Here is a 24,826-nt window from a genome sequence, read left to right as displayed (position 1 = left end):
CGTCCCGCCGGACCGCACCGGCGCGGCGCGACCTGGGGCGGGCCCGGGACGGCCGGAATCGCTGGCGGTAGTGTCACTGGACGTGAAGCTGCGTGAGACCGAGGTGCTGGTTCCGGCGCCCGACTGTCAGATCCGTTCGGTGGTCATCAGCCCGGTCGGCGAGGGGCCGTGGCCGGGCGTGCTGCTGTACACCGACATCTTCCAGTTGACCGAATCGACGCTGCGTACGGCACGGCGCCTGGCCTCGGCCGGATACCTCGTCTGCGTACCCGAGATCTACCCGCGCGCGCTGGCCGGCGTCGCGCTGGAGTTCGATGACGCCGGCAAGCAGGCCGGACTCGCGGCCGCCGCCGGCACCAGCACCGCCCAGTTCGACTCGGACCGCGTCGCGGTGCTCGACTTCATGGAGCAGCGCGGTGACATCACCGAGCTGCGGGCGGTCGGCTTCTGCCTGGGCGGCCACCTCGCGTTCCGGGCCGCCTTCGACCCGCGCGTGGCGGCGACCGTGTGCTTCTACCCGACCGGACTGCACGACGGCGCGCTCGGTGCCGACGACGCGGGATCGCTGGCCCGCGCCGCCGACATCCACGGCCGGCTGATGGTCATCTTTGGCTCCCGGGACCCGCACGTGCCCGCCGACGCGCGGCTGCGGACCCTCTCCGCCCTCTACGCCGCCGGCCTGGAGGACCTTGAACTGCACGTGTACGCCGGGGGCGAGCACGCGTTCATGCGCGACATCGGCGCCCGGCACGACCCGGAGCTCACCGACCTCGCGCTGACCGAGGCGGTCTCCTTCTTCAACGGTCGGTGACCGCCGCCGGACCGGCGTCACCCCGCCCCCGCCGGGCGGGGTGACGCCGGTCAGCAGCTCTCGTTGCGCTGCTGACACGCCTCCTGCCCGGTCTTCGCGTAAACCACCTTGGGGCTGCCCGGCAGCGTCTGCCAGTAGTAGTAGGGCCGCTTCGAGGTGTCCGGGTGCAGCGCGGCCGACAGCGCGTCCTTGCCCGGGTTCCCGATCGCCCCCGGCGGCAGTCCCGGGTTCAGGTGGGTGCTGTAGGGGTCCTGCGTACTCGTCAACTGGGACATCGTGAGGTTCTCGGAGTCCTGCGCCGAGTGCCCGGTGATGCGCAGCCAGTAGTTGACCTCGCTGTCGATCTCGAGCTTGGCCCCGGAATCACCGCCGTCCGGACGATAGATGCGGTTGTACACGACCTCGGCGACGCCGGCCATGTCCGGCTGTGACGCCGCCTCCTCCTGGGCGATGGACGCCGTGATCAGGACCTCGTACGGCGTCATGCCCAGCGTCTTGGCGCCGGCCTCGATGTTCAACTGGCTGGACCCGGCCGCATCCATGAACTCCTTCACCATCGTGCTCAGCATCTGCTTCGCGGTCTCGCCCGGCTGGAACGTGTAGGTGTCCGGAAACAGGAAGCCCTCGATGGAGATGATGGACTTCTTGCCGTCGTCGCGGGTGTACCAGGAGGACGGGACGCCCAACGACTCGGGGTCCTTGGCCGCCGCGACGAAGTCGGCCACCGGAACGCCGGTCTTCTCGTGCAGCTTCTCGAAGATGTCCACCGAGATCATGCCCTCGGTGATGGTGATGCCGTTCGACACCAGGTTGGCCAGGCTGCCGTCCGAGTTCTTCGCCAGCAGCATGTCCAGCGCGTTGGCGGCGCTCATTCGCTTGTGCAGGTTGTAGGAGCCCGGCTGGATCTTCACGCTGTCCGGGTTGCTGGCGGCGGCCTTGAAGAACGCCTTCTCGCTCTTGATCACGCCTAGCTTCGTCAGCGACGCTCCGATCAACGTCGCGGTGTCGCCGGGATTGACGGTCGCCTGCACGGTTCCCGAGCCGGAACCGGAGTAGTCCGGAGTCGCGAACCGCGTCTCGTACACGCGGAAGCCAACCAGACCGACGGCGCCGACGAAGCCAACGATCAGCACGAGTACGAGCGTCAGCACCCCGCGGCGCTTGCGGCGCGGCCGCCGCGGGCCCTCGCCGTCCGCTTCGCCGTCCCCGAGGCCCCGGCCGGTGTCGTCGCCACGGTCGTCGGCGTCGCCGAACCGGCCGCGGTCACGCGCGGGCTGGCCGTAGACCCGATCGCTGTAACCCCGGTCGCCATAACCCGGCTCGCCATAGCCCGGGTCGCCATAGCCGCTGGCGCCGTGGCCCGGGTCGCGATAGCCACTGTCGCGATAGCCACTGTCGCGATAGCCATTGTCTCCGGCATAGCCCGGGTCGCCGTGACCGCGATCGCCGTGGGTCCGGTCGTCGTAACCGCGATCGGCGTGGCTCCGGTCGCCGTAGCCGCGATCGGCACGGCCCCGATTGGCGTAGCCGAGATCGGAGTGAGCCTGGTCGGCGTAGCCCCGGTCGTCGTGACCCGGGCCGGGGTATCCGGCGGAGTAGCCCGCGTCGTCGTAGCCGGGGCCCGCGTGTCCCGCATCTCCGCGACCGGGGATGGGGTATCCGGCGGTGTCGTAGCCGGAGGGGGCGAATCTCGGATCGGCGTAGCCGTCGCGATGTCCGCCGTCGTAGCGGTCATGAAGTCCGGTGTCGTAGCCGTCGCGCTGGGCGTTGCCGCGCGATTCGGGGCCACGGGGGTCTGGCTGGACGCGGGGATCCGGCTGGGCTCGGGGATCCGGCGGCTGGACGCGGGGATCCGGCTGGACGCGGGGGCTCGCGAAGCCGCCGGTCTCCGGGATGCCGCGCTGGAATCCGGTCTCGCCGCGGCCACCGCGGCCGTCGTCGTGGCCCCAGGAGCCCGTCGGATAGTCGGCCGCGGGGCCGGGGCCGGGGACGGCGCGGGGATCGGTGGCATGCGCGGGGGCGGCACGGGAGTTGGTGGTCTCGGTCGGAGGTTTCCGCCGGCCGCGCGCTCCGCCGCGCTGGCGGGGAGCCGGTTCATCGTCAAAGCCGCGCTCGATGAAGCTCGGCGCGTAGCCGGAGTCGTCACCGTATGATGTCGGCGGGTACGCATCGTAACCGGGTTCGGAATACCCCGGTGGCTCGTAACCGTACCCGTCCGGCTCGGCACCGCCCTGGGCGTCCTGCCCCGTTGAGTATCCGTGGCCCGGCGCGGAGCGCCGCCGCCGCTCGTGACCTCGGCCGTCATCGTAGGGCTGATTACGTCCGTCTATCATTCGTGAACGCCCTCCCCGAGAGCCGAACACGCGACAGGGTCGATTCGATCGCCGTGCGCATTCATCGCACCCACTCCCGCGTCCTCCGAGCCAGCTCCGATAACGACAGCCCGCTGACACTATCCCGTGGCGCGTGGTTGGGCCAGCGCGGCAATACAACGCTCATCGATATCTTGTGGCACGGACGGACCCGCGCTATCCAGTGAAGCTCCGTGACGGAGAGTAACCACGGTCGTCGATCGCCGACGGATGCTCCGCCGGCGCACCGCCAGCACTGTCAGTGCGCGACCGTGGGCACCGAGTTCGTTTCCCGAGCGGCGGTGACGAAGTCCCGGAGGACGGGGTCGGTGTTGTCGGCGAGTGTTGGCCACCTCGGCGCCGATCCGAGGCGGGGCGTCGAAATCGTCGCGGGCCAGCCAGAAGTCGCGGAACGGCCCCGACGCGGCGGGTAGCGCGACGAACGTTTCGTCGGCCAGGTCGCGCAGCCGGACGGTCTCGCGGGTGACGAGCCGGTGCCCGGTGGGCAGGGCCACCCGCCGCCGGTCGCGGTGGATGGTCTCGGTGGCCAGTTCGCCCTGCCCCGGTACCGGCGCGCCGCCGTCCAGCTCGGCCTGTTCAGCGGGGCGACCCTCGCTCCGCTGACGATCGGCGCGCTGTCCACCACGCTCGGTGTCAGCGCCGCCGTGCTGGTCGCCGCGGCCGCGACGCTGACCGGAGCACTCGCCATCGAGGGCGGCGCCCTGCGGCTGAGGAACCGACCGCTAGCATCGCGACGGCCACAACGGCGGGCCGGCACCTCCGCCCGGTCGGCGCGGGAGACGGATCAGCGGAACGGCACCGGAACGGCGACCGGCATCCACTATGGATGAACACGGACCGCGAGTCGCCGTCCCGGAGACGGATTCTCGCGCGACAACGTGAAACTGGTTTCGCCATTCCGCTCCGAGGGGTACTTCCAGGTCATGGACTTCATTCTTTGGATTATCGCGGTCATTCTCGTCATCTCCGGAATCTTCGCGCTGGTCCGCCGCCAGCTTATGTGGGGCATCCTGCTCATCATCGTCGGACTGCTGGTCGGCCCCGGCGGTGTCAGCATCTTCAGTTAGGCAGCGGGTGGTCTGCCATCCCGGCGCGGCGGCGCGACACGGCGGCTGTGCGGCTGCCCCCATTCGGGGCGGCCCGCACAGCCGCCGTCGACCGGCGTCGGGCCGGCCGGCTACCAGGCGAAGAAAGGGGCGCCATGCGCCCGATGGTGAGCTTCGGCGATGACTGACGTCAATCCCGATGACGAGGGCCGGGGCCGGCAGGATTCGTCCGGCGGACCGCGTGCCGCGGCCGACGGACGCAGCGAGACCCCGATGGAGCGCTGGGACCGCAATCTGGGCGAGTTGCTCCAGGAACTGCGGGTGGCCCAGACGGGGGTGCAGATTCTGTTCGCGTTCCTGTTGACCCTGCCGTTCACCAATCGCTTCGCGCGGGTCGGCTGGCTGGACCGGGACGCGTACCTGGCCACCCTGGTGGCCTCGGCGACGGCCAGCGCCCTGCTGATCACGCCGGTCAGCTACCACCGGCTGGTGTTTCGCAGCGGGCGCAAGCCTCAACTGGTACGGATGGCCTCGGTGCTGGCCGAGGCGGGCCTGGTGTTTCTTCTGGTGGCGGTGGCGGGCGCGGTGTTCGTGGTGGTGGACGCGGTCTCCGGCACGTGGGCGGGGGCCGTGCTCGCCGCCGTGATGGCCGCGCTGTACGTGTGCCTGTGGTATGTGGTGCCGCTGATCCAGCGGTCCCAACGGTAGCGGGTGCGCCGAGAGTCACGGGGCCGCTGGGAGCAGGCACGGTCCGGGCGAGGCACCGCCCGTCCGGCCCGGATAACTCATGACTACCTGCCCACGGCCGTTTCCAGTTGCGCCTTGGACATCGTGGACCGGCCCCTGATGTTGCGCCGCCTGGCCTCCTCGTAGAGCTGGTCGCGGGTGCGGCCACCGGAGCCGGAGTGCGACCGCAGGCCGCCGCGGCGGCCCGACGAAAGGTCGTGGGTCGACGAGCGGCTGGCGGTCTTCGACTCGCCGGAGCGGGCGCGCTCCTTGTTCACCGTGCGGGCGGCGATCTCCTCGGCCACGTTCTCGGACTCGCCGCGCTGCTCCGCGCTGTCCTTGACGTGCTGGTACTGGCGTTCGCGCTTGGCGCTGCATTGCTGCCGTGGCATGTCGTGTTCCTCCTCGACCCTGTCCTGTCCATCTACTGTGGACTGGTGTATCTCCGCGAGCCTTGTGCGGCTGGCCGCGGTGTGGAGCTCCGCCATCAGCATCGCGAACCCGCCTCGCCGACGAAGGCCACCGCCTGCCGGCCCGGGTAGGCGCGCTGGATGCCGATGGCGTACGGCAGCCCGGGCGCCATCGACGCGAGATTGCCCGACAGGTAGAACTCCCGCCCGCCGCGCACCTGCCAGTGCCGGGCCGCCCACGTCGCGATCGCAGTCATGGCGCCGGGTACCCGATGCCTCCCCCGGCCAATCCTGGCCGAATGCCGCCGAATCCCCGCACGGCGGTGGGCCCTCGCACGAACGGGGACCGGTGCGGTTTCCCTGAACCCGGCTTCGGGTAATTGATAGGCACGATGTCGACAGGCGCGGCGCCTCCGACTTCGCGTGGTGTTTGATTTCGGCCCGGCGAGGGTATTCGTGAACGTCGATTAAAGGAGTGTGCGACGTGGCTATCCTTCTCATCGTTCTACTGCTTGCCCTCGTGCTCGGTGGGCTGGGGTTCGCCGTTCACGTGCTGTGGTGGATCGCCCTGGCGGTGCTGGTGATCTGGTTGATCGGATTCGTGGTGCGGGGCGCCGACGCCGCCGGCACGCGCAGCCGTTGGTACCGCTGGTGATTGGCGTCGACGCGATGTGACAAGTTTCGCCTTCGCCGACCCCGGGCACAAGGACACGACCGTATCAAGGAGGTACGCGATGGGCCACGACGACAAGGTCCGCAACGAGGCCGAGCAGCTCAAGGGCAAGGTCAAGGAGTGGATCGGCGATAAGACCGACAACGAGTCCCTGCAGGCCGAGGGCATGCGGGACCAGGCTTCCGGCCGGGTGAAGCAGGCCGGGGAGCATCTCAAGGACGCCGCGGACGACGTGACCGGTCGTTGATGACGGCAGCGATAGGGGTGGCGGGCGACCGCCACCCCTATCGTGCGCCTTGAACAGCCACCACTACGGCCCGAGGGTGTGCCTCGGCCGCCTGCCGGCGGACGCCGGCAGGCGGCCGCACTCATTGTCCGAGCGCCGTGCGCAGTTCCATGACGTGGTCCTGGGTCTGGGTCAGCAGCGGCTTGAGCGCCTCCGCGACATCGGGCAGGCCCAGGTCGCCGGCCTGGGCCACGCGGTCGCGGTAGCGTTGCAGCTGAGCGGTCTCCAGCGCGAGGTCCTGGCGTAGCGCCGCGTCGTCGTCCGGCTCGTTGACGATCTGAGGCACCGCCACGGTCGGCACGCCGCCGAGGAAGTCGACCTGGTTCGCCAGCGTCATGGCGTGGGTCAGTTCCTGGCTGACGTGCTGGCGCAACTCCTCGATCAGAGCCTGGTACTGCGCGCCCTTGATGGTCGCGATGTGCTGCGTGTACTGCACGATCGACTGGTACTCCGTCGAGAGATCCTGATTGAGTAGCTCGACGAATTCTTCCTTTTCCATGAGATCACCACCGGTCATTCGAGAGCGTCGCGACGTGCACTACCCGCCGGCCGCGTCGGCTAATCCAGGGCGGCAACCAGTGCCGGTCCGGCATGACACATGCCGATCTCCCACAAACTCGGCCTGGACCAGGCGCCCGACGGGTATCGGCACGCCGACCACCGCGACGAGGGCTGGACCAAGGTCGTGCTGCACCCGTAACGACCAACCCACCCCTCACCGACCGGGTCACCGGAGCGCGACAGCCGGCGGCCTCGCCCGCCAAGGCGAGCGCTCAACCCGATTGATCATCACGCGGCATCCGTTGTCGGTTCGCCGCACGGCCACGAGGTTCGTACCATTTTTCCGATAAGGGCGAGCGCGTGAGCACGTGACGGTCGACTTACGGTGAGTGCGGTCAACCGGCGTCGAACCATGATCCCCACCAGGGGAGTTGGCTCATTGCCTGGCTATACTCGCGCACATGGCGTCACCCCCGACACTCGTACCCGGCTCGGTCGGCAGTGTCGAAACCAGATATCTCGACCTGCCGGCACCGATCCGGCTCGACTGCGGTCGAGAACTGCACCCGGTCCGGGTGGCGTACGAGACCTACGGAGAACTCTCACCGGAGCGCGACAACGTCATCCTGGTGTGTCACGCGCTCAGCGGCGACGCCCACGCGGCCGGCCACTCGGCGGAGCCACCCGCGGAAAGCACCCGTGACGGGTTCGGGGCCGAGCGCCGCGACGGTGCGGCCGGCAAGGGGCTCGGCTGGTGGGACGGGATGATCGGACCCGGCAAGGCGTTCGACACCGACCGTTTCTTCGTCATTTCCACCAACCTGCTCGGCGGCTGTCGGGGGACGACCGGCCCGTCGTCGATCGACCCCGCGACCGGCCAGCCGTACGGGTCCGACTTCCCCGTCGTCACGGTCTCGGACATGGTGCGCACCCAGCGCGCGTTCCTCGACGTGCTCGGCATTGACCGGCTCGCGGCGGTGGCCGGCGGTTCGCTCGGCGGGATGCAGGCGCTGGAGTGGGCCGTCCTGTTCCCCGACCTGGTCGACGCCGTAGTGGTGATCGCCAGCACGCACGCCCTGCACACCCAGGGCGTCGCCTGGAACGCGATTGCCCGCAATGCGATCATGGGCGATCCGGCCTGGCAGAACGGCCACTACTATGGCACGGGGCGCACGCCCGACGCCGGCATGGGCGTGGCGAGGATGGTCGGTCACGTCACCTACCTGTCCGCGCCGGCCCTGACGGAGCGGTTCGGCCGGCGGCTGCAGTTCGCCGACGACATCCGCTACACGCTGCGCGAGCCCGAGTTCGAGATCGAGAGCTACCTGCGTCACCAGGCCGGGTCGTTCGTCAAGCGGTTCGATGCCAACACGTACCTCTACACGTCGCGGGCGCTGACCTACTTCGATCTCGCGCGCCAGCACGGCGACGGATCCCTCGCGCGGGCACTGGAGGGCGTTTCGGCGCGGACGCTGCTGATCGCGTTCAGCTCGGACTGGCTGTATCCGCCGTCCGCGTCGGAACAGATCGAACAGGCGCTGCGCGCGCTCGGCAAGCCGGTCGAGTTCGAGGTGATCGACGCGCCGTACGGCCACGACTGCTTCCTGCTCGAAGAGGCGCAGCAGATCCCCATCATCCGGCGTTTCCTGGGCGACGGGGAGACCAACCCGCACAGTCGAGAAGAGAGGTCTTCGTGACCGGCGAACCACACCGTGCCGAGCAAGCCCGCGCGTTTGGATTCGAGACCCGCCAACTACATGCCGGACAGCGACCCGACCCGAACACGGGCGCGCGTGCGGTGCCGGTCTTCCAGACCACGAGCTACGTGTTCGAGGACCCCGAGTCCGCGGCGGCGTACTTCAACCTCCAGGAGTACGGCAACACCTACTCGCGCATCATGAACCCGACCGTCGCGGTGTTCGAGGAGCGGGTGGCGAACCTGGAGGGCGGCGTCGGCGGGGTCGCGTTCTCCAGCGGCATCGCCGCGCAGGCGGGCGCGCTCTTCACCCTGTTGGAGCCGGGTGACCACGTGGTGTCCTCCTCGGCGCTGTACGGCGGCACGGTCAACCAGTTCAAGCACCTGCTGCGCAAGATGAACGTCGAGGTCACCTGGGTCGACCCCGACGACCCGGAGGCGTGGCGCAAGGCGGTCCGCACCAACACCAAGGCGTTCTTCGGTGAGACGATCGGCAACCCCGCCGGCAACGTGCTGGACATCGAGACTCTGGCGACCATCGCGCATGAGCACGAGTTGCCGCTAATCGTCGACAACACGTTCGCCACGCCGTACCTGTGCCGCCCCATCGACTTCGGTGCCGACATCGTGATCCACTCAGCCACCAAGTTCATCGGCGGCCACGGCACGAGCATCGGCGGCATCGTCGTCGAGGCCGGCACGTTCGACTGGTCCAACGGTCGCTTCCCGGTCGTCGCCGATCCGTCCCCGGCCTACCACGGTCTGCAGTTCCACGAGACCTTCGGCAGCTACGGCTATCTGATGAAGCTGCGGGCCGAGACCCTCCGGGATCTGGGCGGCACGCTCGCGCCGCTCAACGCCTTCCTGTTCCTGCAGGGGCTCGAGACGCTGTCGCTGCGGATGGAGCGCCACGTCGCCAACGCGCGGAAGGTCGCGGCGTTCCTCGAGTCGCACCCGCTGGTGTCCAGCGTGAGCTACGCCGGCCTGCCGTCGAGCAAATACCAGCCGCTCGTGGAGAAGTACCTGCCGCGCGGCGCGGGCGCGGTGTTCTCGTTCGAGTGTGCCGGCGGTCGGGCCGGCGGTCAGGAACTCATCCGCGGCGTGTCGCTCTGGTCGCACCTGGCGAACGTCGGCGACGCGAAGAGCCTGATCATCCACCCGGCCAGCACCACGCACCGCCAGCTGAGCGACGAGGAGCTCCAGGCGGCCGGTGTCGCGCCGGGGACCATCCGGCTGTCGGTCGGCATCGAGTCCGTCGAGGATCTGATCTGGGACCTGGAGCAGGGCTTCGCCCAGGTCGCCGCCGCAGTGGAAAAGAGGTAATGGGGACATGACCGACCTCGGGCAGTACCAGGACCCCTTGACGATCCAGCGGGTGTTGAACACCGCGCGCACCATCGCGATCGTGGGCCTTTCCAGCAACGAGCTGCGCGCCAGTTATTTCGTGGGCTACTACCTCAAGCGGCACGGCTACCGGGTGATCCCGGTGAATCCCCGCGAGTCGGAGATCCTCGGCGAGACCTGCTACCCGAGCCTGCTCGATGTGCCCGTGCCGGTGGACGTCGTCGACGTCTTCCGCGCGCCGCAGGCCCTGCCGGGCATCGCGCGGGAGGCCGTGGAGATCCACGCCGGTACGTTGTGGTGCCAGTTCGGCGTGATCAACGAGGAGGGCGCCCGGATCGCGGAGGACGGCGGCCTCACCGTCATCATGGATCGCTGCATGAAGATCGAGCACGCCCGTTACATCGGCCGGATGCATTGGCTCGGCTTCAACACCCAGCGCATCACCTCGGTCCGCTCCGGGCTTCAGTAACGTAGTTCCTCATCGGCCGGGGCGGCCCTCGTGTGATGCGATGAGCCGCCGCCAGCCGTCCGCGTGACCTTCCCGGAAGACGATCCTCGACCGCGCGCTCAGGCGGCCGGAACGGGTGCCCGCCGGTCGACGAGGCGGTCGAACGTGGCGCCGAGCCGGTCGGCCTCGCCGCTTCCCGCGCGCCAGGCGATGAAGCCGTCCGGTCGGACCAGGAGGGCGCCGCCGCACGGGATCTGCGGCAGTTCGACCGCCCGGACCGCGATGCCCTGGCGGGCGGCGGCCGCCCGCCAGGCCGGGTCCTCGGCGCCGATGAACAGCGTGAACCGGGACCGAACCAGGTCGAGGGTGCTGACGTGCTCGGTGACCCAGGCGTGTGGGAGCCGGGAGCCGGGCGCGCCGTCGAGGGCGACGGTGAGGTCCTCGGTCGAGGGAAGCTCGGGTTCGGCGTCGATGATCGCCGTGGAGTCGTAGCGGTAGGCGGCGTGGACGATCGGGGCGTTGACGGCGCCCGCCTGGGCGCGGGCCTCGACGACGGCCGGCCCGCTCCCCCAGTGCAGGCGCGGATCGCCCAGGCGCAGGATCGCCTGCTCCATCGCGAACTGCGCGACCGGCCGGCGCTCGGTGTCGTACGTGTCCAGCAGCCCGGAGCCCGCGACACCGCGCAGCACCAGGGCGAGCTTCCACGCCAGGTTGTGCGCGTCGGCGATGCCGGTGTTCATGCCGAAGGCCCCCATCGGTGGGATGGTGTGCGCGGCATCGCCCGCCAGGAACACCCGGCCATCGAGGAAGCGTTCGGCGACGTAGGCCCGCACCCGCCACGGCATGGCGCCGAGGATCTCGATGTCCACATCGGACGAACCGAGGGCGGCACGGATGTGCTCGATGCCCGGCGCGTCCGCGCCTTCGGTGTGGAGGACCCACTCGTGATGGCCGTCGACGGTGACCAGCATCCCCTCGGCGCCCGGGTGAGTGAGCTGGCAGGCGATGAAGTGCCGGCCGCGGGTGAGGTGGCTCAGGTCGGCCCGCAGGAGCGTGTTCATCAGCGGCTGGCCCAGGTTGCCGGGGCCGTGGGTGGCGATGCCGAGCGCGCCGCGCACGGTGCTGCGCACGCCGTCCGTGGCCACCAGGTAGCGTGCCCGGACGGTGCGACCGTCGGACAGGGTCGCGGTGACGCCGTCGCCGTCCTGGGTGAACCGCTCCAGCGCCACGCCGTAGTCGACGGTCGCGCCGCGGTCGCGGGCCGCCGGCAGCAGCACGGCGTCGAGCCGGTTCTGCGGGCAGATGCCCGGCAGGCGAGCCGGGGTGTACGCGGGCGGCGGTGCGGTCCGGCCGGGCGGTGCGGTCCGGCCGGGTGCCGGCACGGGATCGCCGGCGGACAGGACGGCGGCCGCGAGCGTGTCTCCGCTGATCTTCCCCAGGTTTCCGGTCGACATGTCGACCGCGACGTCGCGGACCGAGCGCTCCAGGCCGACCTCGCGGAGGAATTCGACGGTGCGGAAGCCCACGCCGGTCGCCCGCGGGTGGATCCGCGGACCGGGTTCACGCTCGACCACCTGCGCGCGGACGCCGTGATGGGCCAGGAACACCGCGGCGGAGAGCCCCACGGTTCCGGCTCCTGCGATCAGAACGTCTGTCATGGCATCCTCCCGTAGTGGGAACAGCGTTCCCGTTGTGGGAACAGTGTACCCACGACGGTAGAGTGCTGTCCATGGGAGACAGCGAACTCGTCTGGGCGCGCAGGCCGCGAGAGGTCCGGCGACCGGCGCTGAGCGTGGAGCGGATCGTCCGGGTCGCCATCGCCACCGCCGACGCCGACGGGCTGGATGCGCTGTCGATGCGCCGGATGGCGACGGACCTCGGATCGGGCACCACGTCGCTCTACCGGTACGTCACCAACCGCGACGAACTGGTCGACCTGATGACCGACAGCGTCCTCGGCGAGGAGCCGCCCGAACCGCTGACCGGCGACTGGCGCACCGACCTGCGGGCGGTCGCGACGCGGCAGCGCGTGGGCATCCTGCGCCACCCCTGGCTCGGCGCCGTCATGACCACCCGACCGGCGCTCGGGCCCAACGCGCTGCGCGCCGTGGACCTCGCCCTGACCGCGGCCGCCGGCCTGACGCCCGACATCACCGTCGCCGCCGACATCATCGCGCTGATCGGGAACTACGTCTTCGGCGCCGCCTCACAGGAACTCGCCGAGCGGGAGGCCCAACGGCGCACCGGCCAGACCGAGGAGCAGTGGCGCGCCTCGGTCGGGCCCTACATCCGCCAGGTCATCGAGGGCGGCGGCTACCCGCAGTTCGCCCGCCAGGTCATCGAGGCCGAGGACCGCACCTTCGCGGAGCGTTTCGAGTTCGGCCTGGCGTGCCTGCTCGACGGGATCGGGGCCCGCTGCCGACCCTGACCGCCGATCCCGAGCACGGCGGCCGGCCGTCGGCTCGGCCCATGGCCCGTGCGGCTCAGCCCATGGCCAGTTGGGCCGCCCGCCGCAGGACGTCCGGGGCCACCCCGGGCGGCTGGTACTGGTACCGCTTCAGGTGCGCCAAGAACTCCGGCTCCGGCGCGATGCCGTGCCGGGTGGCGAAGTAGGCCAGCGACTCCGACCACACCCAGAACCCGTCGGTGTGGAGGTGCAGCGGCACCACCTCGGGCCGCGCCGGGTCGAAGGGGTCCACGTCGAAGCCGTACGCCGCGACCGCGATCGGCGCCCGCCTCAGGTACCGGCCGACGAAGACACGTTCGAGGTCATCCAGCCGCTCGTCGGGCAGCGCCGGGCTCCCCTGCGCATCGGGCCGCACCGGCGAGACGCCGGCCAGTCGGAGTTCCCCGCTCACCGTGACTCCTGTCCCGAGCCTGCCAGCACCGAACGGTACGCCGCCGCCGCGGCGACCAGACTCGCGCGCCGGAACCGGCCCGGCTCGACCGCCCGCAGGCCTGCACCGCGCTCCGACCAGAAGGCCGAGTCGGGCACGGTACCCGTACCGTCGGGCAGGAACCGCAGCACCTCGTCGATCGCGGCGGCCGCCGAGGCCAGCGCCTCCCGATCCCGGTCGAGCGCCGCCCCGCCACCGTCCGGCGGGTCCGCCGGCCGCGCGCCCAGCAGGTCGGCGAGCCACAGCCACTCCCCCGCATCCAGCAGCTGTGAGGTCCCGTCGACCGACCACGCGCCCTCGGGCGGCACCACGAGCCGCTCGGGCTGGCGGAATTCGAACAGCCGCTCCCGGCCACACCGCTCGCACTCGCCCCGGTAGCGGCAGAGCCAGCCCCCGCCGGCCCCATCGATCCCGCCGGCCTCGCCGACCCTATCGATCCCGCCGGCCTCGCCGACCGAGCTGTCGCGCTCGAATCGCGCCTCGCCACAAACGCATGGATGCAGGTCCATGTAGAGATGCGCCTCACGACTGCTCCGCGCCAGCGGCGCGTCCACCGGCCCGCCAGCGTTCAAGGGGCCGCCACTTTTCATCGGGCCGTCGCTGTTCATCGGGCCGTCGCTGTTCATCCTGCCGTCACAGTTCATCGGGGTCCGGATGGGTGTCGGTGAACTCGCGCAGTCGGGCCCAGCGCTCCGCGCGCTCCCGCTCCAGGATGTCCCGACGGAATTCGTCGGGCACGGCCTGGTACACCTCGCGCCCGGTGGCGGTCCAGAACGCGCCGGCCGGCATCGCGGACGCACCGACGGGCAGGAACTTCAGCGCCTCGTCCACCGCCGCGGCCGAGTTCACCAGGATCGAGACCATGTCCTCCCACGCCTCGGGATCACGCCAGGCCCGCTCCGGGTCCACTCCGCCGGCCACCGTGTCGGCGATCCCCCCGTACGTGCGCGCCGCGATCCACCACTGGCCGGGGTCGATCAGTCCGGACGGGCCGTCGTCCGGAAAGGAGAAGCTGTCGGCGGCCGGCGGCCCGCCGGGCCGGTCGGGCACCTGGAAGGTGAATTCCCGCAACGCGCCGCATCGTTCACAGTCGCCCGCGAAGCGGATCGGCAGCACGCCGTCGCGCTGGGCAAGGACCTCGACGTCCCGCTCGAACCGCGACTCCCCGCATTCGCAGGGATTGATATCCATGTAGAGATGGGCCTCGGCGAAGGTCCGCGCGAACAGCAGCACCGCTGGGGTACCGGCCGGCCGGACACGCTCCGCACCGGCATCCGACGACATCATCAAGGTTGCCTCGCTCACCCTTCGGCGGGCCGGTAACGGGCCCCGAACTCTTCCCACTCCCGCTGGTACCGGGCCCGGGCCTCGGCGATCCGCGCCCGGCCGAACAGCTCCGTACTCGTCTGCCACAACTGGAGCCCGTCCGGTGTCCAGAAGGCGGTCGGCGGCGGTTGGTCGGCGTCCGGGGGGATGAACTTGGCCAGCTCGGCGGCTGCCGCGTCGGCGGTGCTCCAGGCCCGCCGGATCGCCAGGTACCACTCGCGGTCCGGCGTCCGGCCGGCGAGGTGCGTCATGCCCGCCTCGGCCTGCGCGGCGTTGCCCAGCTCCACCAGGCCCCACTGCCCCGCGTCGATCAGGGTCGACCGGCCCTGGCCGTAGGTGAGCCGCCCGAGCTGTTCCGCCCGGGCCTCGGAGTCGACCGGCACGGCCAGCTCGATGCGGTGGTGCTTCCCCTCGTACGGGCCGTCGAAGCGGACCACCCAGCTGTCGTCCTCCTTCGCCACGGTCGAGTACCTGCGGTAGTCGGCCCTCTCCCTCCCGATGAGCGTGACCTCGATATAGATGTACGCCTCGGCGATCGTTCGCGCCTCAAGCACCGTTACTCCTCTCTCCGCCGGCTGCCCCAGCCGCCACCGACCGGCGCGGCCGCGCAGCCGACGACCACCCCGGCTGCTGGGCGCCGACGGCCTGCAGCGCGACCATCGCGCGGAACAGCTCCAGGTGCCCCGGCGCCCGCGCACCCCCCGCAGCCGCCGGCCGGTCCGGGGCCGCCGGCCGGTCCGCCACGTGTGCCAGGTGCGCCAGCAGCGGCGCGGCCGGCGCCAGCTGGTATCGATTCAGGTAGTACGCCGTCGCGACGGACCAGACGAAGCGACCGTCGGTGCGCAGGTCCAGCGGTACCACCGCTGGGCGGTCCGGATCCAACACGTCGCCGCCCGGCTCCTGGGCGGCGAGCAGCGGCGTGTTCGCCGTCAGGTACGCGGCGAACCGCGCCCGCCGTGCCCCGTCGGACAGCCGCGGGTGGTCGGGGTCGAAGCGCGCGCCGAGCATCGGATCCACGGTGTCATACACGGCGGCCACGTGCACCGGGACGCCCGGTGCGGCGCACCACAGCAGCGCCGCGTGGCCCAGCGCCGACCGCTGGTACGGCGGCAGCGCCTGGGCCGCCCCGAACACCTCGACCTGCGGGTCGGGCTCGCCGTGCCGGGCCAGGGCGCACTGGAGCCGCAGGGCGAGCCGGGCGGGATCGGCACCGTCACCCGCCTGCGCCAGGTACACCCGACGCACGGGGATACCGGCGGAGCGCGAAAACCGGTACCCGCGCCACAGCGCCACGGGCCCGGGCCAAGGCGGGCCCTCCGAACACCGCTGTCGGGCGGCGAGGTCTGCGGCGCCGATGGCGGCGAGGTCTGCGGCGGCGCCGACGGCGGCGGAGTCCAGCTCATCCACCAGGCCGGGGTGGCGGTGCCGGTCCGGCCCGGCCGTGAGGTCCAGCCGGTGCGGAATGGCCCCTCCGGCCGCGCGTAGTACCGACGGCGCGGCCGGGGCGAACCGGTACGCCGGCTCCCCGACCGGACCGACCAGCGCGGCCAACGACGCAGCGGACGGCGCGGCGGACGGCCGATCCCCGGGCAGCAGCCAGGCCAGCAACCACGCGTCGGCGGGGTCCAGCGGGGCGCGCGCGGCCACCACGGCCGAGCCGACGTGGTGGCCGAGCGACCGCAGGTCCCCGGCGACCAGCCAGTGCCGCGCCTCGGCGAGCAGCCGGTCCGGGACCCGCCCGGCCAGCCGCAGCAGCAGGTCGTGGCACGCCGCCGCCCGCTCGGAGTACGCGTTCGCCGCGAGCCCGCTCATCGCCCACCCCCTTCGACCAGGTCCGGCGTCGTGACCCGCCCGGGGCCGTGCGGATTCCATTGCCCGACGATTTCGGTGAGCCGCCGATAAGTCGGCTCCGGCAGGTGCTCCAGCAGGTCGACGTCGTCATCGCCGCCGCCACTGCCACCGCCGCCGCCGGCCGCCGACCAAAGGCCGCCATCCTCGCCGAAGCACCCGGTGCTGGCCGACCGGATGCCCCGCATGATTTCGGACAGCGCGTGCTGGTGCTTCATCAGCATCCAGCCGAGAACCGCATGCGCGAACATCTCGGGCGCCACCCCCGGCACGTCCAGCGACCTGAAGAACGACATCATTCGGGCGGCGGTGCCGCGCACCCCGGCGTCGGCCGGCAGTCCCCGGTCGTCAAACACCCGGTCGCTCCACGGGTCGGGTCCAACGCCGGCCGGCAGGTCCCCGTCGCCCGGCCCCGGCGGGCTCGCCATCGCCGGCTCGTCGGACGCCGGCCCCGCCCCGGGCAACTCTTCCCCGGACAGCTCGTCCCCCGACGACTGGTCCTCGAACGGACGAGTCTCGGACGGGCGAGTCTCGGCCAGGGTCTGCCCCCACCGGTGTGTCTGGTCCGCCGAGAGCCGGGCGGCCGGCGACCCGTCCACCGGGCTCGCGGCCAGCGCGGCGTCGTGCAGCGCGGTCATCGTCTCGTGCAGGCCGGCGGCCGGCACCGCGGGGCCGGAGTCGCCCCGGTTGGGATCGTCCCCGCCGGGGCCGAACCGGTCGAGGCCGAACCGGTCGAGGCCGTGCTGCGTGCCGCTCAGCCGGGCGAGCGTGGCCGCCGCGGCGTCGCGCGCCGCCGGGTCGGACGCGAGCGCCTCCCCGAGTCCGCGCTCGATGCCCGCCATCCGCTCCGGCGACATGGCCTGCCGGTCGCCCATGCCCCGATCGCCCCGCCACCAGGCATCCTCGCCGGTGGTCACCGGGCGTCCGGCACCGGTCAGCGCCCAGCGCGGCCCGGCCTCGCCGCCGGCCGGCCCGTCGACGAGCCCACCGACCGGCTCGCCGCCCAGACCGCCACGCGGCTCACCATCGAGCCCACCGACCGGCTCGCCGCCCAGACCGCCACGCGGCTCACCATCGGGGCCGTGGGCCGGCTCGGCGCTCAGGTCGCCCCACGCCGTCGGCCGCGCGCGGCCCGGTGCCCCGGACCTGAAGATGTCCGGGCGGTCCTGCTCCGGCAGCGCGTCGGCGATCTGGCGCAGGTGCTCCAGGCGGGCGACCGCCATGCTCATCCGGTCGACCAGGTGTTCGGCCTGAAGGCGGAACACCTCCAGCCTGTCCTCGCGGGCGAACTTGAAGTTCCGGTAGATCATCTGTTGGCGTTCCTCGGCGATGTCCCGGAGTGCGACGTCGTGGAAACGGTCGCCCACCGCCCGGGTCGCCGAGAAGGCCCACGCGTTCACCGCCTTGGCGCCCTGCTGGATGGCGGCCTCGCCCGCCGCCATGGGCCCGCGGGTGACCACGTTGGCCCCGACCGCCAGGGCCTGGCCGACCGCGTCACGGGCCAGACCGACGACGCTGGCGCCCAGACCGGGCACGTCGCTGGGGATCGCGGCGTTGCTCCTGATCTCCGCCTCGATCCAGTCGCGCACCGCGGCGGACGTCTCGTCGGGCGACCGTCGCGGGTCGACGAGCAGCGAGTAGGTGACGTCCGAGTCGACTAGGTGGGCCCGCATTGCGGCACCTCCGGTCGGCCCGGAGCCGATCTCAAAGACGAAGTTGTCCGGGTCGCCGTCGGCCCGGTAGGTCACCCGGAAGGTGTTCCGGGAGCCGTCGACGGGCGAGACGGCGCCGTGGTGCCCGAGCCCGGTCAGGTGGCGGATCCGGAATCCGAGCTGCGTCGCCAGATCCTGCTCCGGCATCGGGATCGGACCGGCGTCGTGGCTCAGGTCCGCGACCCGGCCGGCGAGGTCGGTGTGCCCCGCGAGCTGCCGCTCGGTCACGCGTACCAGCTTCTCCAGGTCCTCGACCGCGGCCTGGTGCCGATCGCGGAGGTCGATCAACGCATCGGGCGTGACATCGCCCGCCCTCATCTGGCTGAGCACCCGGTGGAACGTGATGTCATGCTCGGTGATCTCGTGGTACCGGGTCAGGCCCTGCCGGAAGACGTGGAATCCCGCGCCCAGTCCGATGTACGCCGCTGTCCACAACGAACCAGTGGCCATCCCGATCAGCGCGGAGCTGCCCAGACCGGCCGTGCTCGGCAGGGCGTCCTCACGCAGCCACCGGCCGATCGTCATTCGATCGTCGCGGCGCCACAGGATGCCGTCGGCGATCAGGTGGATCGCCTTGCGGATCTCCGCCGGATCGGCCCGCGGGTCGACGACCAGCTCGAAGAAGCCCTTGCGCAGCCGGCCCTCGGCCGGCACCACCGGCCGGTCATCGTCGATCTCACGGTAATGAACCTTCAGGATCGGATCCCGCCTCGCTTCGATCTCCGCGTGGAACGATTCGCTCCCGTCGTTCCGGCTGAACAATGCCCGGAATTTCTTGGGCCGGCCCGGCTTCCAGTCTCCGAAGCTGTCGCGCAGCCCGTCGCCGACGGCCCGCTCGGCCTCCGCCCGGCCGGGTCGGGCCGGGCCGCCGGCCGGGACGTTCGCCGCCCCGATGACCCGTTGCACGATCGCCTCGGTCACCTCCACGCCTCGCTCGTTGAGGTCGACCACCTGCCGACCGAGGTTGCGGACGAGGTCCCGATCCAACCGCGTGGACGCCAACCGGTCGTGCGCCTTGCGCAGGTGCCACCGCTCGGCCTCGCTGTGGCCGAGCACCGCCTTGCCGATCCCCTCCGCCATGGCGGTCGCCCCACTGGAACTGGCCAGAATGAGAGGCAGGTGGGAGTCGGCCAGTTCGGCCGGCCCGTAGGTGAGCAGCTGTTGGCGCGCCTCCGGACCGACGCTGCGGCTCAGGTGCGCCAGCGGGCCCTGCCGGAAGCGGGCCAGCTCGTGCTGGTGCGTAGCCACCCTCCAGAGGGCACCGCGTACCACGTCGTGCAGTTGGGCGGCGCCGGCCGTGGCCAGCTCGGGGGGCACCCCCAGCACCACGGTGTTACCCGAGTAGTCAACGGTGATCGTGTCGGCCCGCGTCTGGTGGGACACCTCGACCCTGATCACGGCGTTGCGGCCGTCCCGGATCACCAGCTTGTACCGGTCGCCGGACAGCGGCTTGATCCGCTTGAGCTGGTCGATGCCGATCTCGCCGGGGGTGTCCGGGGCCCCCAGGCGGCGGCCGATCGCCTCGATCTCGTCGCCGACGGCGGTGCGCAGCGGTTCGGCGATCCGCTCGGACACGAATCCCTGGCCACCGGCGGGCGGAATCTCCGGCGCCACCTGGCGGCGGGCCAGGGTCGGGTCACCGGTGGCCACGTCGGCCAGCCCGTCCAGCTTCGCGAAGGTCGCGTCGATGCGCGACTGCAGTCCGTCGCGCGCCGCCTGGTCGCTGCCGGCGTACAGGGACAGCACCTGGTCGTGCGCTGCCTCCAACTTGCGCAGCGCCAGGTTCCGGCTGATCCGGTTGCCGGTGACCAGATCGACCGCGAGGGTGGTCACCGTGGTGTAGATCAGCGACTCCGCGTCCAGCAGGTGCGCGACGCCGTACGCGGCACCGCCGGATGCCGCGGTGGGCAGGCCGCGAACCAGCTGTTCGACCAGCGTCGCCGGTACCTCGTGCGGTCGGCGGTCCTGCTCGCTGACCTTGCGATCCAGCGTGAACACCAACTCGTCCCGCACCGCCGCGCGGGTCATGTCTGCCGCGACGCGGTTCGCCACGACCAGCTCGAAGTGCCGGTCGACCGGGGTACCGCGGAACTCCATCGGTCTGTCCCCGGTCGTGGTACCGGAGCGCAGCTCGAAGGTGAACGTGACCCGACCCTGTTTGGACCAGCCGTCCGGCTCCACCCGGAACATCGAGTGCCCCGGTACCGGCACGGGCGTGATCTTCATGCCGGCGAAGTCGGTGCTCACCAGGTCCGTCGTGTCGGTACCGAGCAGGTGCCGCACGATTCCGACCGACGGCTGCGGATCGTTGGCCGGCGACCGGCGCCGGTCGAGCATCGCCCGAGCCTGGTCGGAGAGGCGGCCGGCGGCCAGGTCGGCGCGCCTCCCGGAACCGGCGAAGCCGGACCGCAGGCCGTGGTCGTCAATGAAGCGGTCGAGGTCGGCCTCGATCGCCGATCGGTCGGCGCCGGTGGCCGCGTCGTGCAGCCCGACCAGTGCCTCGAACTCGCCCAGGTGAGCCAGGTCGCGCCCGCTCAGACGCGGCGAACGGCCCGGTGCCGGGTCGGGCACCAACGCGTCCTCGCCACCCAGCCGACCGCCGTGGCGACCGAGCGCCCGGGTCAGCCGGTTGCCTCGGGCGGCCTCGACCTCGCCGCCGGTGTGCCCCACCGCGCGGGCCATCAGCCGCTGTACCCCCGCCCGATCGAGGCGGTTCACCGCGTCCGGGGAGAACTCCAGCCGGTGCGGCGCGTCGCCGGCGCCCAGGGTCAGCGTGAACGGCCGGTCGAGGCCGTCGGCGGTGCGGAACTCGACCCGGAAGGCCCTGCCGGACGGGGGCCGCACCTCGACCGTCCGGTCGTCGACGACGTGTACCGCGCCGAGGCCGCGCTCGGCGCCGGCCGACCCGATCGGGACCGAGATCTGCACCGCCGCCTCGTACAGCCGGACCGGCAGCCTCGGGTCGACCGCGCCGGACGGCGGCGGCAGGTGATCGGCCAGCCCGGCCAGGTTCAGCCGGTCGGTGTCCAGCCTCCGGACCCAGGTGTCGCCCCGCCCGTCCACCTCCACCTGGTAGTGCTCGACAGTCAGATCGCCCCGCACCAGCGCGCGGTGGATCTCGTCCAGTTGCTCGGGGTGGTCGCGCAGGTAGTCGTGCAGCCCCGGGTCGTACTCCAGGACCTGCCGGACGAACTCCGGGGTACCGCGCTGCGCCAGCGTGCCGTCCTGGACGAGCTCGGGCCGGCGCGCCGGCGCGGTCTCCACCACCACCAACCGGTGATCCACCCTGTCGAAGCCCGCCGCGCTGAACTCGCCCACCGGGCGCGGATTGCTGGACGGCTGGCCGACGAGCACGTCCGCGCCGGTGATGCCGAACCGATCGGCGAGCAGGTCCCGCGCCGCGGCGAGCGCGACCTCCTGGCCCGCCGCGCGCAGCTCCGCCATCCGCGGGCCCCGGTAATCGGCGGCGGCGGCGTCCAGCTCATCGATGGTGGCGAGCTTCGCGGGGTCGTCGGCGTACGTGGCGCGCAGCTGGCGCAGCGTCTCGGCGCGCCGGCCGCCGGGGCGCGGGTCGCCGGATAGGCTGTTCAGTCCGTCCACGCCCAGCTCCCGCAGCCGCGGCTCCAGCTCGTCGCGGCGGAACCGCTGGCGCTGGGCTCGCAGCTCCTCCACCCGGGCACGGGCCCGCGCCACCGGGTCGGGCGACGTGCCGGACCGGTACCGCTGGGGCCCGGTCTCGACGGCCACGTGCGCGACCGATCGCCCCTTGTCGAGCAGTGGGTCGGACAGCCGCCGGCCGGTGGCGGCCGACATCAGGTGGAAGTGCCCCGGCGTCCGGTACGTGCCGGGCGGGTCCAGCTCGTGGTGCAGCCGGTGGTCGGGCTCGTCCCGGTAGGTGTGTTCGCGATCCGCGTCGAAGTGCAGCCGGCCGTCGCCGTCGCGGTGGCTGCGCAGCGGGTCGCCGATCGCGTGCGCGACGCCCTGCGCATCGTGGTACAGGTGCGGGCCGCCGGCCGGGCCGGGCGCGGCGAACCGCGCCACCGCGCCGACGTCCTCCAACTCGCCGACGCCCTCCAACTCGCCGACGCCCTCCCGCTCGCCGACGAGCGACATCCCGCCGGCGAGCGCCAGTTCGTCGTCGAGCGTCATCCCGTCAAGGAGTGCCAGCTCGTCGGTAAGCGTCGTTTCGTCGGTGAGCGTCGTTCCGTCGGTAAGCGTCGTCTCGTCGGTGGCCGGCCGGCCGCTGTCCGGTGCGCCGCCCTCCTCGGTGATTTCGACCCCGTTCCCGTCAAACGTGCGCCAGTGGCCCCGCACGTCCCGCGCCGGCACCCGGCCGTTGTCCGGGTCGGGTGGCGCGATCACCTCACGGCCTCCCGGGTACGACCAGATCAGGTCGGTCGGCGCGCTGACCTCACGGCGCAGGACCACGGCGATCCGGGCCGCGCCGGGGTTCTCGCCGCCGCCCAGGCCGCAGGAGATCAGCCTGAGCGCGCCGTCGCCGAGGTCGACCCGGCCCGAATCGGCGAGCCTGGCCACGCCGTGCGCGTACTGCTCCGGCAGGATCCGCTTGCCACCGACGACGACGGTGCCGTCACGCAACCCGTGCGCGCTGAGCCGGACGTGGCCGCCCTCGGCCGGGGCGGCGTCGGCCAACTCGCGCATCCCCGGGTCGCCGGTGAAGTCGTACCCGCCGGACCGGGTCCGGTACAGGGAGTCCGTCATCGTCCGGTACGCCTCTTCGAACGAGGTGACCAGCGGGTGCTCGCCCGGCGTCGCCGCGACGTCGCCCGGCTCGTGCCCGACCTCGGATTCGTGGCCGACCTCGGATTCGTGGCCGGCCGCCGGCTCGCGTCCGGCCGTCAGGTCGTGGTCCCCGGCCAGGTCGTGGTCCTCGGCCAGGTCGTGCTCCTCAGCCCGGTCGTGCCGAACCTCGGGCTCATGGCCCACCGGGTCAGGGTCGATGGCCGGGTCATGGCGGGGGGCCGAGTCACGGCCGGGGGCCGAGTCGCGGCCGAGGGGGTCCGGCTCGGTGCCGTGCTCCGTGGCGTGGGTCGGCTCGTGCCCATGCTCCGAGGCGGCCTGGTACTCCTCCGGGCCTTCGGCCCGCCGGTGGTCCTCCCACTGCCTGTCCTCCACCGGATTGGTGGGTTCTCCGTGCTGGTTCGGCAACGGCTCGACGTCGAGGGTCGTGGTGCGGGCATCGGCGGGGTCGGCGCCCCGGTCGAAGTCCGGACGATCCGGCAGGACCACCTGCTCGGCCCCGACCTCGTCGGGCTGCGCCGGCGGATCGGGACGCACCGGGCCGGGCGGGAGGGTCGACTCGCCGATCGGCCGGTCGGTGTCGTGAGTGGACGGCGACGCCGGCCGCGACCCGGCTAGGTCGCCGTGGGACGGCGACGGCTCCCGCCCCGCCGCCGTGGTGTCCGAGGGGGCGGGGTGCTCCGACCTCACGTCCGGATGCGGGGTGACGGCCTGTTCCCGCGCCGCCGGAGCGTCCGCACGCGCCGCCGGAGCATCGGATTCGGCCCGCCGGGTGTCACCGATGGGCGATGCGCCACGGGCCGACCCGACAGCCTGGGAGGCCCCAACAGCCCGGGAGGACTGCGCATCGCGGGAGGACGGCGCCGTGCCTTCGCGCGCCGGTACCCGCGGATCCCCGCCACCCGAACCGCCACCCGACCCGACGGCCGGCTCGGCGACCCGGATCCGCTCATCCTCAGCCACCCCGGCTCCGGCGTCATACCGCGTAGCCTCGACCGATCGCGTGCCAGTCTCGACGGCGGTGGGTTGCGCCGTCGGCGCCTCGTCGTCGGCCGCCACCTCCGCCGAGAGGTTCGGCTCGCGCGGATCCGGCGGGTATCCGTCGGTCCGCACCTCGGGTACGCCTCGCGCCGGCCCCTCGATGAGCCGGCTGGCCAGCCCGCCGGCGCCGTGCTTGGCGGCGCCCAACCCGCCGTAGCCGGCGCCGCTGACCAGGTCCCGGACCCAGTCGACCCGCCGGCCGGTGACAGCCGCCGTGACGGCGTCCCAACTCGTGGATGCGACCGCCATCGAGGCCATCGAGCCGACCATGCGATGCCCCAGGAAAGTGGTCACCGGGCCGCCCAGGGCGCCCGTGGCCAGACTAGATCCGACGTCCTTCGCCAGCGAGACGATGGTGAGCTTCGGGTGATGCCCTTCCAGCCCCTGCAACGCGCTGAAGCCCAGGGTGGTCTTGAGTTGAAACGAGGCGAACCCTCGGGCGCCCTGCCAGACGTTGCCGAGCAGGTTCTTGCCCACGTCCTTCCAGGCGGGTACGGCGCCCTGCTCGCTCAGTGTCTTCAGCGCGTCCCGGTAGGCGGTCCGTCTCACGCGCTGAGTGGCGACGCGCTGCGCGGCCCGTTCGCCCAGTGCCGAGCCGACGCTCCGTTCTGCGACCATTTTCCCGATGAGGTCGCGTACGCCGCCCTCCAGTCGGTTCTTGGCGAACGCCGCCGCCGCGCGCTCCGCCGCGTTCCGGGCGGTCAGCCGATTGCCGACCCAGGTGACTGGCCGCAGCAGCCGCCGGCCGAGGCTCTTCGCGCCGTCACCGGCCAGGTCGGAGCCCGCGTCGGCGAGCGCGTCCGAGGCCAGGCCCTGCCCGGCGCCGGTGAGCGCATCCGCGCCGGCGTCGGTGAGCGCATCCGCGCTGGCGTCGGTGAGCGCATCCGCGCCGGCGTCGGTGAGCGCATCCGCGCCGGCGTCGGTGAGC

General features: G+C 72.1%; 21 protein-coding genes and 1 pseudogene. 10 read left to right on the top strand and 12 right to left on the bottom strand.

Going from position 1 to position 24,826, the window contains the following annotated elements; genetic code table 11:
* The first annotated feature begins 82 nt into the window (after nt 1-82).
* Nucleotides 83-811, top strand: a complete 729-nt coding sequence (locus ABEA87_RS28985) for a dienelactone hydrolase family protein (RefSeq protein ID WP_345634946.1) — start codon at nt 83-85, stop codon at nt 809-811.
* A 50-nt stretch (nt 812-861) separates the two neighbouring features.
* Here ABEA87_RS28985 and mltG read toward each other — a convergent pair whose 3' ends face one another.
* Nucleotides 862-3,144 carry an endolytic transglycosylase MltG gene (gene mltG / locus ABEA87_RS28980; RefSeq protein ID WP_345634944.1) on the bottom strand — a complete coding sequence of 761 codons (2,283 nt, stop codon included), beginning with the start codon at nt 3,142-3,144 and terminating at the stop codon, nt 862-864.
* Between the two features lie 119 nt (nt 3,145-3,263).
* Nucleotides 3,264-3,677: a type 2 periplasmic-binding domain-containing protein gene (locus ABEA87_RS42745; protein ID WP_425570973.1), complete on the bottom strand. Its 414-nt coding sequence runs from the start codon at nt 3,675-3,677 to the stop codon at nt 3,264-3,266.
* Here ABEA87_RS42745 and ABEA87_RS28975 point away from each other — a divergent pair.
* From ABEA87_RS28975 to ABEA87_RS28965, 3 genes are all read left to right on the top strand, one after another.
* Complete coding sequence (locus ABEA87_RS28975; protein ID WP_345634942.1) at nt 3,657-4,013, top strand: hypothetical protein; 357 nt, start codon at nt 3,657-3,659, stop codon at nt 4,011-4,013. The genes ABEA87_RS42745 and ABEA87_RS28975 overlap by 21 nt on opposite strands.
* Before the next feature lie 93 nt (nt 4,014-4,106).
* Complete coding sequence (locus ABEA87_RS28970) at nt 4,107-4,250, top strand: GPGG-motif small membrane protein (protein WP_345634941.1); 144 nt, start codon at nt 4,107-4,109, stop codon at nt 4,248-4,250.
* A gap of 159 nt (nt 4,251-4,409) precedes the next feature.
* A complete protein-coding gene (locus ABEA87_RS28965; RefSeq protein ID WP_345634939.1) occupies nt 4,410-4,937 on the top strand; it encodes a DUF6328 family protein in 528 nt (175 codons plus the stop codon).
* A gap of 83 nt (nt 4,938-5,020) precedes the next feature.
* Here the strand turns inward: ABEA87_RS28965 and ABEA87_RS28960 are convergent, their stop codons facing one another.
* Entirely contained in the window at nt 5,021-5,347 is a 327-nt protein-coding gene (locus ABEA87_RS28960) for a plasmid stabilization protein (protein ID WP_345634937.1), read from the bottom strand.
* A gap of 95 nt (nt 5,348-5,442) precedes the next feature.
* Entirely contained in the window at nt 5,443-5,622 is a 180-nt protein-coding gene (locus ABEA87_RS28955; protein ID WP_345634935.1) for a thiamine pyrophosphate-dependent enzyme, read from the bottom strand.
* A 227-nt stretch (nt 5,623-5,849) separates the two neighbouring features.
* Here ABEA87_RS28955 and ABEA87_RS28950 point away from each other — a divergent pair, with 227 nt between their 5' ends.
* Both ABEA87_RS28950 and ABEA87_RS28945 read left to right on the top strand, forming a co-directional pair.
* Entirely contained in the window at nt 5,850-6,020 is a 171-nt protein-coding gene (locus ABEA87_RS28950; protein WP_345634933.1) for a hypothetical protein, read from the top strand.
* A 79-nt stretch (nt 6,021-6,099) separates the two neighbouring features.
* Nucleotides 6,100-6,285: a CsbD family protein gene (locus ABEA87_RS28945; protein ID WP_345634932.1), complete on the top strand. Its 186-nt coding sequence runs from the start codon at nt 6,100-6,102 to the stop codon at nt 6,283-6,285.
* Nucleotides 6,286-6,406: 121 nt separating this feature from the next.
* Here ABEA87_RS28945 and ABEA87_RS28940 read toward each other — a convergent pair whose 3' ends face one another.
* Nucleotides 6,407-6,823: a ferritin-like domain-containing protein gene (locus ABEA87_RS28940; RefSeq protein WP_345634931.1), complete on the bottom strand. Its 417-nt coding sequence runs from the start codon at nt 6,821-6,823 to the stop codon at nt 6,407-6,409.
* Nucleotides 6,824-7,286: 463 nt separating this feature from the next.
* Here ABEA87_RS28940 and metX point away from each other — a divergent pair, with 463 nt between their 5' ends.
* Genes metX through ABEA87_RS28925 form a run of 3 tightly spaced genes read left to right on the top strand, consistent with a single transcriptional unit; the run spans nt 7,287 to nt 10,334 of the window.
* Nucleotides 7,287-8,522, top strand: coding sequence for a homoserine O-acetyltransferase MetX (gene metX, locus ABEA87_RS28935; RefSeq protein ID WP_345634930.1), 1,236 nt, complete (start codon nt 7,287-7,289; stop codon nt 8,520-8,522).
* Entirely contained in the window at nt 8,519-9,844 is a 1,326-nt protein-coding gene (locus tag ABEA87_RS28930; protein WP_345634929.1) for an O-acetylhomoserine aminocarboxypropyltransferase/cysteine synthase family protein, read from the top strand. Before metX ends, ABEA87_RS28930 begins: the two co-directional genes overlap by 4 nt.
* A 7-nt stretch (nt 9,845-9,851) precedes the next feature.
* Complete coding sequence (locus tag ABEA87_RS28925) at nt 9,852-10,334, top strand: CoA-binding protein (RefSeq protein ID WP_345634928.1); 483 nt, start codon at nt 9,852-9,854, stop codon at nt 10,332-10,334.
* 98 nt (nt 10,335-10,432) lie between these two features.
* On the opposite strand, the gene ABEA87_RS28920 is transcribed toward ABEA87_RS28925, so the two are convergent.
* The gene (locus ABEA87_RS28920) at nt 10,433-11,971 is read right to left on the bottom strand and encodes an FAD-dependent monooxygenase (protein WP_345634926.1); all 1,539 of its coding nucleotides are present in this window, start codon (nt 11,969-11,971) and stop codon (nt 10,433-10,435) included.
* 71 nt (nt 11,972-12,042) lie between these two features.
* Between ABEA87_RS28920 and ABEA87_RS28915 the strand changes: the two genes are divergently transcribed.
* Nucleotides 12,043-12,741 carry a TetR/AcrR family transcriptional regulator gene (locus ABEA87_RS28915; RefSeq protein ID WP_345634924.1) on the top strand — a complete coding sequence of 233 codons (699 nt, stop codon included), beginning with the start codon at nt 12,043-12,045 and terminating at the stop codon, nt 12,739-12,741.
* Nucleotides 12,742-12,796: 55 nt separating this feature from the next.
* Here ABEA87_RS28915 and ABEA87_RS28910 read toward each other — a convergent pair whose 3' ends face one another.
* The 6 genes and pseudogenes from ABEA87_RS28910 to ABEA87_RS28885 form a co-directional block, all read right to left on the bottom strand.
* Nucleotides 12,797-13,171: a hypothetical protein gene (locus ABEA87_RS28910; protein ID WP_345634922.1), complete on the bottom strand. Its 375-nt coding sequence runs from the start codon at nt 13,169-13,171 to the stop codon at nt 12,797-12,799.
* Entirely contained in the window at nt 13,168-13,719 is a 552-nt protein-coding gene (locus tag ABEA87_RS28905) for a hypothetical protein (RefSeq protein WP_345634920.1), read from the bottom strand. Before ABEA87_RS28905 ends, ABEA87_RS28910 begins: the two co-directional genes overlap by 4 nt.
* A 124-nt stretch (nt 13,720-13,843) precedes the next feature.
* Nucleotides 13,844-14,497: a hypothetical protein gene (locus tag ABEA87_RS28900; protein WP_345634918.1), complete on the bottom strand. Its 654-nt coding sequence runs from the start codon at nt 14,495-14,497 to the stop codon at nt 13,844-13,846.
* A 14-nt stretch (nt 14,498-14,511) separates the two neighbouring features.
* The gene (locus tag ABEA87_RS28895) at nt 14,512-15,090 is read right to left on the bottom strand and encodes a hypothetical protein (RefSeq protein WP_345634916.1); all 579 of its coding nucleotides are present in this window, start codon (nt 15,088-15,090) and stop codon (nt 14,512-14,514) included.
* Nucleotides 15,083-16,348: a hypothetical protein gene (locus ABEA87_RS28890; protein ID WP_345634914.1), complete on the bottom strand. Its 1,266-nt coding sequence runs from the start codon at nt 16,346-16,348 to the stop codon at nt 15,083-15,085. Before ABEA87_RS28890 ends, ABEA87_RS28895 begins: the two co-directional genes overlap by 8 nt.
* Nucleotides 16,345-24,826, bottom strand: a pseudogene (locus tag ABEA87_RS28885) (hypothetical protein); the annotation flags it as partial. The gene ABEA87_RS28890 and the pseudogene ABEA87_RS28885, both read right to left, overlap by 4 nt.

The sequence above is a fragment of the Rugosimonospora acidiphila genome (genome assembly GCF_039543385.1).
GTDB classification, from domain to species: domain Bacteria; phylum Actinomycetota; class Actinomycetes; order Mycobacteriales; family Micromonosporaceae; genus Rugosimonospora; species Rugosimonospora acidiphila.
The sequence above is the reverse complement of the archived record's forward strand: the minus strand, read 5'-3'. Positions and strand labels throughout refer to the sequence as shown.

Bases quoted from the DNA above. Each gene is read 5' to 3' on its own strand.
- ABEA87_RS28920 (WP_345634926.1), bottom strand. From the start codon at position 11,971: ATGACAGACGTTCTGATCGCAGGAGCCGGAACCGTGGGGCTCTCCGCC.
- ABEA87_RS28965 (WP_345634939.1), top strand. From the start codon at position 4,410: ATGACTGACGTCAATCCCGATGACGAGGGCCGGGGCCGGCAGGATTCG.
- ABEA87_RS28890 (WP_345634914.1), bottom strand. From the start codon at position 16,348: ATGAGCGGGCTCGCGGCGAACGCGTACTCCGAGCGGGCGGCGGCGTGC.
- mltG (WP_345634944.1), bottom strand. From the start codon at position 3,144: ATGATAGACGGACGTAATCAGCCCTACGATGACGGCCGAGGTCACGAG.
- ABEA87_RS28945 (WP_345634932.1), top strand. From the start codon at position 6,100: ATGGGCCACGACGACAAGGTCCGCAACGAGGCCGAGCAGCTCAAGGGC.
- ABEA87_RS28900 (WP_345634918.1), bottom strand. From the start codon at position 14,497: ATGATGTCGTCGGATGCCGGTGCGGAGCGTGTCCGGCCGGCCGGTACC.
- ABEA87_RS28960 (WP_345634937.1), bottom strand. From the start codon at position 5,347: ATGCCACGGCAGCAATGCAGCGCCAAGCGCGAACGCCAGTACCAGCAC.
- ABEA87_RS28925 (WP_345634928.1), top strand. From the start codon at position 9,852: ATGACCGACCTCGGGCAGTACCAGGACCCCTTGACGATCCAGCGGGTG.
- ABEA87_RS28915 (WP_345634924.1), top strand. From the start codon at position 12,043: ATGGGAGACAGCGAACTCGTCTGGGCGCGCAGGCCGCGAGAGGTCCGG.
- ABEA87_RS28970 (WP_345634941.1), top strand. From the start codon at position 4,107: ATGGACTTCATTCTTTGGATTATCGCGGTCATTCTCGTCATCTCCGGA.
- ABEA87_RS28940 (WP_345634931.1), bottom strand. From the start codon at position 6,823: ATGGAAAAGGAAGAATTCGTCGAGCTACTCAATCAGGATCTCTCGACG.
- ABEA87_RS28905 (WP_345634920.1), bottom strand. From the start codon at position 13,719: ATGGACCTGCATCCATGCGTTTGTGGCGAGGCGCGATTCGAGCGCGAC.
- metX (WP_345634930.1), top strand. From the start codon at position 7,287: ATGGCGTCACCCCCGACACTCGTACCCGGCTCGGTCGGCAGTGTCGAA.
- ABEA87_RS28955 (WP_345634935.1), bottom strand. From the start codon at position 5,622: ATGACTGCGATCGCGACGTGGGCGGCCCGGCACTGGCAGGTGCGCGGC.